Raw genomic sequence first — 7,186 nt, 5'->3', positions numbered from 1 at the left:
GTACAAAAACGGTGAACCAGATAGGATTCACCGTGTTTATGCTTACTGTCTGTCGTTGTAATGCATGACGCTGTAATGCGCGCTAGGCAACGAAAGAAGAGGCAATACCGATTAAGCCGCCAAAGACACCGCCCCATACGACCAACCAGCCAAGATGTTCTTTAATCATTTTTTGTACCATCTCTTTGACCAATTTTGGCGTGAGCTCGTTTAAGCGCTGATCAATGATGTTTTCAATGTTGGTTTTGATCTCGTCCATCATCGCCGGTGATTCCATTTGCTCTTTTAGTGCCTGTTTCACCGCATCACTTTGACTAATTTCCACCATCGATTGCTGCATTTTTTCGACAAACGGCTGTTTTAATGGTTGTAGTGCCTCGGTTCCGCCGAACATGGCGAGCATGCCGCCAAAAGAAGATTGAGCAATGACCTCGACCAAAGAATCAAAAGTCGGATTGAGGTCGATTTTTGCAATTACAGGTTCAAGGTTAAGAGACTTGCTACTGTCCATTTCTTGGCTAAGAAACTTATCGATGTTTTTGGCCGTAAAAAACTGTTCCATCATCAATTGTTTAATCGCCAGTTTAAACTCTTCAAAGCGAGCTGGGATCACACCAGAGCCATACAAACCGGGTACTTTTTCAAACAACATATGAATCGCTAACCAGTTGGTAATGGCTCCAGAGAAAGCAAAAAGACCAGCATAAAAGGCCAGTTGGTTAGCAAAAATATGACCGCCAGCCAGCAGAGCGAGGGCGATGATATTGGTAAGCAAACTTTTGTTCATTGACTAAAAACTCGTGGTTTAAAAAAGTGTGGCGAGTATAACGGAGTCTGCGGTTAGCAAAAAGCCCTCAACTGAGGGCTTTCGGAGATTTATCGGCTAGTCTTGCTGCGGTTACTCTTTTTCACCCAGGAAACCACCGGTTTGATGAGCCCAGAGCTGAGCGTAAATCCCTTGATTTTGCAACAGTTCTTGATGCGAACCTTGCTCAACGATTTGCCCTTGGTCGAGTACAATCAAACGATCCATCGCGGCAATAGTCGATAAGCGGTGAGCAATAGCAATCACGGTTTTGCCTTCCATCAACTCATTCAAACTTTCTTGAATAGCGGCTTCTACCTCGGAATCAAGTGCTGATGTCGCTTCATCGAGCACTAATAACGGTGCATCTTTTAGCAGCACGCGAGAGATAGCCACTCGCTGACGCTGACCTCCGGACAGTTTCACACCGCGCTCACCAACTTGAGCATCGTAGCCTTCATTACCAAACGGGTCGTTAAGGGTTTGGATGAATTCGTGTGCATGGGCTTGCTTGGTTGCTCGTAGCAGTTCCTCTTCCGTCGCATCAGGTCTGCCATACAAGATGTTATCGCGAATCGAACGGTGAAGCAGTGAAGTATCTTGTGTCACCATACCAATATTGCTGCGCAAGGACTCTTGAGTGACGTCAGAGATCACTTGTCCATCGATCTTAATTTGCCCTTGTTCGACATCATGGAAGCGAAGCAGCAGGTTAACCAAGGTTGATTTACCGGCGCCAGAACGGCCGACTAACCCCACCTTTTCCCCTGGTTTGATTGCCAGATTCATGTTGCTGATAACGCCTTTATTTTTATCGCCATAATGGAAGCTGACGTCGTTGAACTCGATGCCACCTTGAGTGACATTAAGGGGTTTTGCATCGGCTTTGTCTTCGATATCGATAGGTTTGGATAAGGTTTTCATGCCATCAACAACCGTACCCATGTTCTCAAACAGAGCGCCAACTTCCCACATGATCCACATTGACATACCATTGATTCGTAGCGCTAAACTGATCGCAATCGCAATAGCTCCAATGCTAATAGCGCTGTCCATCCACAACACGATAGAGAGGGTCGCAATAGAAAAGACGAGAATGTAGTTGGTCACTTCAACCGCGACATCAAAGCCTGTTACAAGGCGCATTTGGCGATAAACTGTTTGCAGGAAACCTTCCATACCTTCTTCGGCGTATTCGGTTTCTCGGTGGCTATGGGAGAACAATTTAACGGTTGAAATATTGGTGTAGCTATCAACAATTCGGCCCGTCATTAAGGAGCGAGCGTCCGCTTGTTCGGTGGCGACTTGTTTTAGTTTTGGCACAAAGTAAATCTGGATACAGATATACGCGATCAGCCAAAATAACATTGGGATCGCTAAACGCCAATCGGCTTGCGCCAGTAGAACAATCATACTGGTGAAATAAACCGATACGTAGACAAATACATCCATGCTTTTCATTACGGTTTCACGTACCGCTAGTGAGGTTTGCATGACTTTTGTTGCGACTCGGCCAGCAAAATCATCTTGATAGAAATTGACACTTTGCTTGAGCAAATACCGGTGGGCGAGCCAACGGATAGACATCGGATAGTTACCGAGCAAGGTTTGGTGCACCAATAATGAATACCCCACAACCATAATCGGCATCACAACTAAAAGTAGAACACCATAAAAAATCAGATCTGATTTATTGTCTTGCCAAAAGGTCTCTGGGTTACTGTTGGCGAGCCAGTCGACTAAGTTGCCCATCGCACCAAACAGTGAGACCTCAACAATCGCGACGATGGTAGCCATGATTGACATAATGACCAATGGCACTTCAAATCCACGCGTATAGTAACGACAAAAAGCAAAAATACCTTGTGGTGGCTGCTCTGGCTCTTGGTCGGGGAAGGCCTTGGTGAAGCTTTCGAATTTCTTGAACATACATCATCCTAAAGCGCGGCAAAAAAAGACGTTATGACAATTGGGCGGCGCGCTGTGTTAAGTGCGTATGTTATCGTTTTGCAAGCAGAAATGTAACTAGTGAACCTTTGGCTAGTTTGGATATAGTGCGGTTGATGTCGCTAAACCGCCTTGCAATGTTAAAGCAAAGCATCACAACAATGATTATACGGGGTGGTGTTGAGCAATCTATGAGGGAGGGATTAATTCGTGCTGGATATAAAATAGGCCAGCATGGGCTGGCCTCAATGGACAATGTTAAGGAGTCTGAGTCTAACGCTGAGAGCGTTCAGCAAATTTTTCTAGACCAATGACCAAAGCAATTGCCGCCACCATCATGATAATGGCCATGCCAAGATGGGCAGGCTGGTTCACCACGTTTTCAAACTCAAATGGGGTTAAGTTGTGTTGAATCAGGGGCACTTCTTCACCTTTTGAGTTGGTACGCCATGAAATGGTTTCTTTCCACGGCCAGATTTTTGGTAGGGTGCCAATCATCAAACCCGTTAAAAATACCAGCGTGACGTCTCTAAAACGTTTTAGTAGCCATGAGAGGACATGAGAAAAACTCAGTAAACCGACCACACAACCGGTTAAAAAGAGCGATAAAATCACGAAGTCAAAAGACTTAACCGCTCCTAATACTGGCGCGTACATGCCGATAAGCAACAGAATAAAGCTACCAGAGATCCCCGGTAGAATCATAGCGCATATCGCGATAGCCCCAGCGAAAACGATGTTGAGATTGGTGGGTTCCATTTGCAGCGGGTTTAAAATGGTAATGCAGTAAGCGAATACCACCCCAAGAACTAAGAAAATACCGCGATCCAACGTGCGCTGTTCTACTTGTTTTAGAATGTGGAATACAGAAACAAGGATCAGACCGAAAAAGAATGACCATAGAGGAATAGGATGAGTGACGAGCAACCACGAAATCAGTTTCGCTAGGGTTGCGATACTGGTAAACACGCCGCCAAATAAAGCAATTAAAAACAAACCATTAATATGACTAAATGCGGCTTTGAAGCCTTCACGTTTCCAAATCCTAAGGACGGTTGGGTTGATGCGGCGAATGCTCTCTAGCAGGGTATCATAGATGCCGGTGATAAAAGCGATGGTGCCGCCGGATACGCCTGGCACGACATCAGCTGCGCCCATAGCAAGACCTTTAAAAAACGTCGTTAAGTAGTTCATTCAATATAGTAATCAGGTTGAGGTGGCGAAAGTATACCGATAAAGGTGTCAAAAAAGTATGAAAATAGGACGCAAAATCGCCCTAAAATTAAGACCAGATGTTGCCAGCAGATAAGGTGACTAGCGCAGTGATAGTCGATTGCCATCAAATTTGAGATGCGCCAGTAGGGTTTTTGCGTTTTCCTTACCACGCTCGTCAAACTGCACGCCATAGCTTCTTTTCTGCGAAGATTGTTTGACGTTACAAATGGTGCCACTAAGCGAATCAAATGATGACCCTTTACCGGGGATCGAGATCAGCAGTTCGACTTTCTCCCCTGAGACAAAAGGTCGAGTAAGGGAAGGGGTAATGTAAAGACAACCGCTTTTAGACAAATCTCGCATGACGCAATCAATACGATGATTGGTGCTGTTGGCTTTAGCGCGCAGATTGACTTCGTAGCGTGGCTCATTACGCAGCGGGGTTGCTTGTACCGTTTGTGGAATCGACATCGCGACCATTGCTATGGGCGCTTTAATGATGTGTAAAATTTGACTACGAAAGCTGAATACAGCGCCTTCACCCCTTGGTGCGATGGCACGTAGCGTGGCCCAAAAACCTTCTTGGAAGAAGTCTCTGATATTGTCATCGGATAATTTTGGTAACTCAACCAAAATCATGTGGCTGGAGTGAGTACCGATAAAATTACTTTTGATCCGAAAACTGGTGCCGACAGGCGTGACGATGCCGATGCTAAGTTCACGGCCGTGATCTATCATTGGTAAAGCATCGACACTATTTATGACTGATGCAACGCGCGTGTCGACATTACTTGGTTGAGCTTTTGTTTCCACGTTTGTCTCTGACTGGGTATTCATTACGCTACCATTATCCCGCTAGAATAGTTTTTGTATTTATAGACATATTAGAGTTCAACTTATTTGCCTATTGGGAATATGCAGTAAATTCTATTGAGGGTTTGCTTCGAGTTCAAACCTCAATGTAGGGAATAAGTTTGAGCTAGTTATCACTTTTGGAGTCAATTCTATGCATGTAGTCACATTAGACCAAGAAAAACAGCAGTTTTCGGTTTCTCTTGAGCAAGATTTGTACGCCATTGTGAAGTTTCGTCGAGAAGGGGATGTTTTTGTCATCACCTCGACACATGTGCCGTCTTCCATTCAGGGGCGAGGGTACGGTAACGTGGTGATGGAGCAAGTGTTGGCCGATATCGCTTCTCGTGAGGGTAAAGTCATTGCGCAGTGCAGTTTTGTTGCGGGATATCTTGAGCGAAATAGGCAGTGGCAATACCTGCTCTCGCGCTAGTATGCTCCCCATCAGCGCTCTCAACGCAGTTGACTTAACGCGGTTTGCCTAACGCGATAGTTAAACCGCGTCAGTAATATAGATATGCGTGATAATTAGGCTCTAATTCGCGCCATATAGTAAGTGCTAATGTATTCACCATGGCGAAACACAGAGCATTTAGCTTCGCCTTCAATTTCGAATCCAAATTTTTTATAACAAGCAATAGCCACTTGATTGTCACTATTAACATCAATTTGTATTCGTTTGATTTGTAGCCAATTATCGGCAAGATCCAGCACTGTTTCGATTAAACGGCTCGCGATGCCTAATCCGTGGTAATTGTCATGCACACCAAGGCCAAAGGTGCCGCAATGAATAAGACGTGGAGTGCGTAGATGCTCAAAGCCAATATTACCTACCACGATTCCATCCACTTCAGCGACGTAGCTATAAATGTTCTCGGGCATATTATCTAAGCGATGTTGCCATAGCGTTGCACTGGGCAAAGGAAGCTGAAGGGTCTCGCTTTGGGCTTTGGGTTGAGAAAAGAGTTCCGTCAATGCAGCAGCATCGGAGGACTGGGTAGGGCGAATTACTATATCCATATATTTACGTCTACATTATGAGTCTTGTCTTGGTATAGCATATTTGTGGCTCTGTATAAAAAGTAAATATGTTTGAGTGTTGCAATACCAAACGGTAACCTGACGCGGCGTTTTATAAGGAACCGTTTGATGAACCAATCTTCTGGGTGGAAAACCCCACAAAACTTTTTATTAATCATCTCAATTATTGTTCCAATCGCTTTTTCAAGTTGGATGGCTTTACTGAATAACTTTGTTATTGAAAAAGCAAACTTTGATGGAGCAGATATTGGACTATTGCAAAGTGTGCGCGAAATACCAGGCTTTCTAGCCTTTACGGTCATTTTTGTGCTGATGTTTATTCGAGAGCAACGTTTTATGATTCTATCGTTAGCAATGCTCTCTATCGGTAGCGCGATGACGGGGTTCTTTCCGTCAGTGACAGGTTTGCTGTTAACAACGCTGTTGTTGTCTACTGGCTTTCACTATTTTGAGACGTTAAAGCAATCTTTGGCACTACAGTGGCTGACAAAAGAAGAAGCACCAGAGGCGCTAGGTAAATATATCTCTGTTGGTGCCTTGGCTTCACTATTAACCTATGCCGCGTTATGGGTATCATTGGAGATATTCAAACTCGAGTTTAAATGGATCTATCTGATCTTCGGTGGGGTCGGCTTTGCTTTAGTGGTGTGGGTTGCGTTTGCATTTCCTCAGTTTGAAACCAAGGTTCAACAAAACAAGAAGCTTGTGCTACGTAAGCGTTACTGGCTTTATTATGCTCTGACTTTTATGAGTGGTGCGCGTCGTCAGATCTTCACTGTCTTTGCCGGCTTTTTAATGGTGGAGCGCTTTGGTTATTCGGCATCGGATATTACGCTGCTTTTTGTTGCTAACTACTTCTTCAATTTCCTTTTTGCGAAAAAAATTGGCCGCTTTATCGGTAAAGTTGGTGAGCGCAAAGCGTTAATGTTTGAGTATATTGGTCTTATTGGCGTCTTTGTGGGCTATGCGTTTGTGCAAACTGCGGAATGGGCTGCTGCGCTATACATCATTGATCACTTGTTTTTCGCATTGGCGCTAGCGATCAAAACTTACCTGCAAAAGATTGCCGATCCGGCTGATATGGCATCGACAGCGGGTGTTTCATTTACCATTAATCATATCGCGGCCGTGGTGATTCCGGTCACGTTTGGTCTGATTTGGTTGGTGTCACCTTCGGCGGTGTTCTTTATTGGCGCTGCAATGGCTGGCGTATCTTTGTTACTGTCGCTTAATATTCCCGCCAAGCCAGAAGAAGGCAACGAAGTTCGCGTGCTGAAGTGGAGTTAACCTTACGCAGTGAAGGAACTTTTCACATGATATAAAAAA

7 protein-coding genes are annotated in these 7,186 nt (G+C 44.7%); 2 read left to right on the top strand and 5 right to left on the bottom strand.

The features are described 5' to 3' along the window. Nucleotides 1-82 precede the first annotated feature (82 nt). The 4 genes from RH85_RS04875 to RH85_RS04860 all read right to left on the bottom strand — a co-directional run bounded on the left by RH85_RS04875 (nucleotide 83) and on the right by RH85_RS04860 (nucleotide 4,804). Nucleotides 83-787 carry a DUF445 domain-containing protein gene (locus RH85_RS04875; RefSeq protein WP_006711088.1) on the bottom strand — a complete coding sequence of 235 codons (705 nt, stop codon included), beginning with the start codon at nucleotides 785-787 and terminating at the stop codon, nucleotides 83-85. A gap of 111 nt (nucleotides 788-898) precedes the next feature. Then, nucleotides 899-2,734 (bottom strand): ABC transporter ATP-binding protein, encoded by a 1,836-nt coding sequence (locus RH85_RS04870; protein WP_006711087.1) that lies wholly within the window; start codon nucleotides 2,732-2,734, stop codon nucleotides 899-901. Between the two features lie 291 nt (nucleotides 2,735-3,025). Next, complete coding sequence (locus tag RH85_RS04865; protein WP_006711086.1) at nucleotides 3,026-3,946, bottom strand: polyprenyl-phosphate transporter; 921 nt, start codon at nucleotides 3,944-3,946, stop codon at nucleotides 3,026-3,028. A gap of 120 nt (nucleotides 3,947-4,066) precedes the next feature. Further along, complete coding sequence (locus tag RH85_RS04860) at nucleotides 4,067-4,804, bottom strand: PilZ domain-containing protein (RefSeq protein ID WP_006711085.1); 738 nt, start codon at nucleotides 4,802-4,804, stop codon at nucleotides 4,067-4,069. 169 nt (nucleotides 4,805-4,973) lie between these two features. Between RH85_RS04860 and RH85_RS04855 the strand changes: the two genes are divergently transcribed. After that, nucleotides 4,974-5,252 (top strand): GNAT family N-acetyltransferase, encoded by a 279-nt coding sequence (locus RH85_RS04855; RefSeq protein WP_006711084.1) that lies wholly within the window; start codon nucleotides 4,974-4,976, stop codon nucleotides 5,250-5,252. A gap of 95 nt (nucleotides 5,253-5,347) precedes the next feature. On the opposite strand, the gene RH85_RS04850 is transcribed toward RH85_RS04855, so the two are convergent. Then, the gene (locus RH85_RS04850; protein ID WP_006711083.1) at nucleotides 5,348-5,839 is read right to left on the bottom strand and encodes a GNAT family N-acetyltransferase; all 492 of its coding nucleotides are present in this window, start codon (nucleotides 5,837-5,839) and stop codon (nucleotides 5,348-5,350) included. A gap of 129 nt (nucleotides 5,840-5,968) precedes the next feature. On the opposite strand from RH85_RS04850, the gene RH85_RS04845 reads away from it, so the two are divergent. Further along, complete coding sequence (locus tag RH85_RS04845; RefSeq protein WP_006711082.1) at nucleotides 5,969-7,147, top strand: MFS transporter; 1,179 nt, start codon at nucleotides 5,969-5,971, stop codon at nucleotides 7,145-7,147. The last annotated feature ends 39 nt before the right edge of the window (nucleotides 7,148-7,186 follow it).

The sequence above is a fragment of the Vibrio ichthyoenteri ATCC 700023 genome (assembly GCF_000222605.1).
Lineage (GTDB): Bacteria > Pseudomonadota > Gammaproteobacteria > Enterobacterales > Vibrionaceae > Vibrio > Vibrio ichthyoenteri.
The sequence above is the reverse complement of the archived record's forward strand: the minus strand, read 5'-3'. Positions and strand labels throughout refer to the sequence as shown.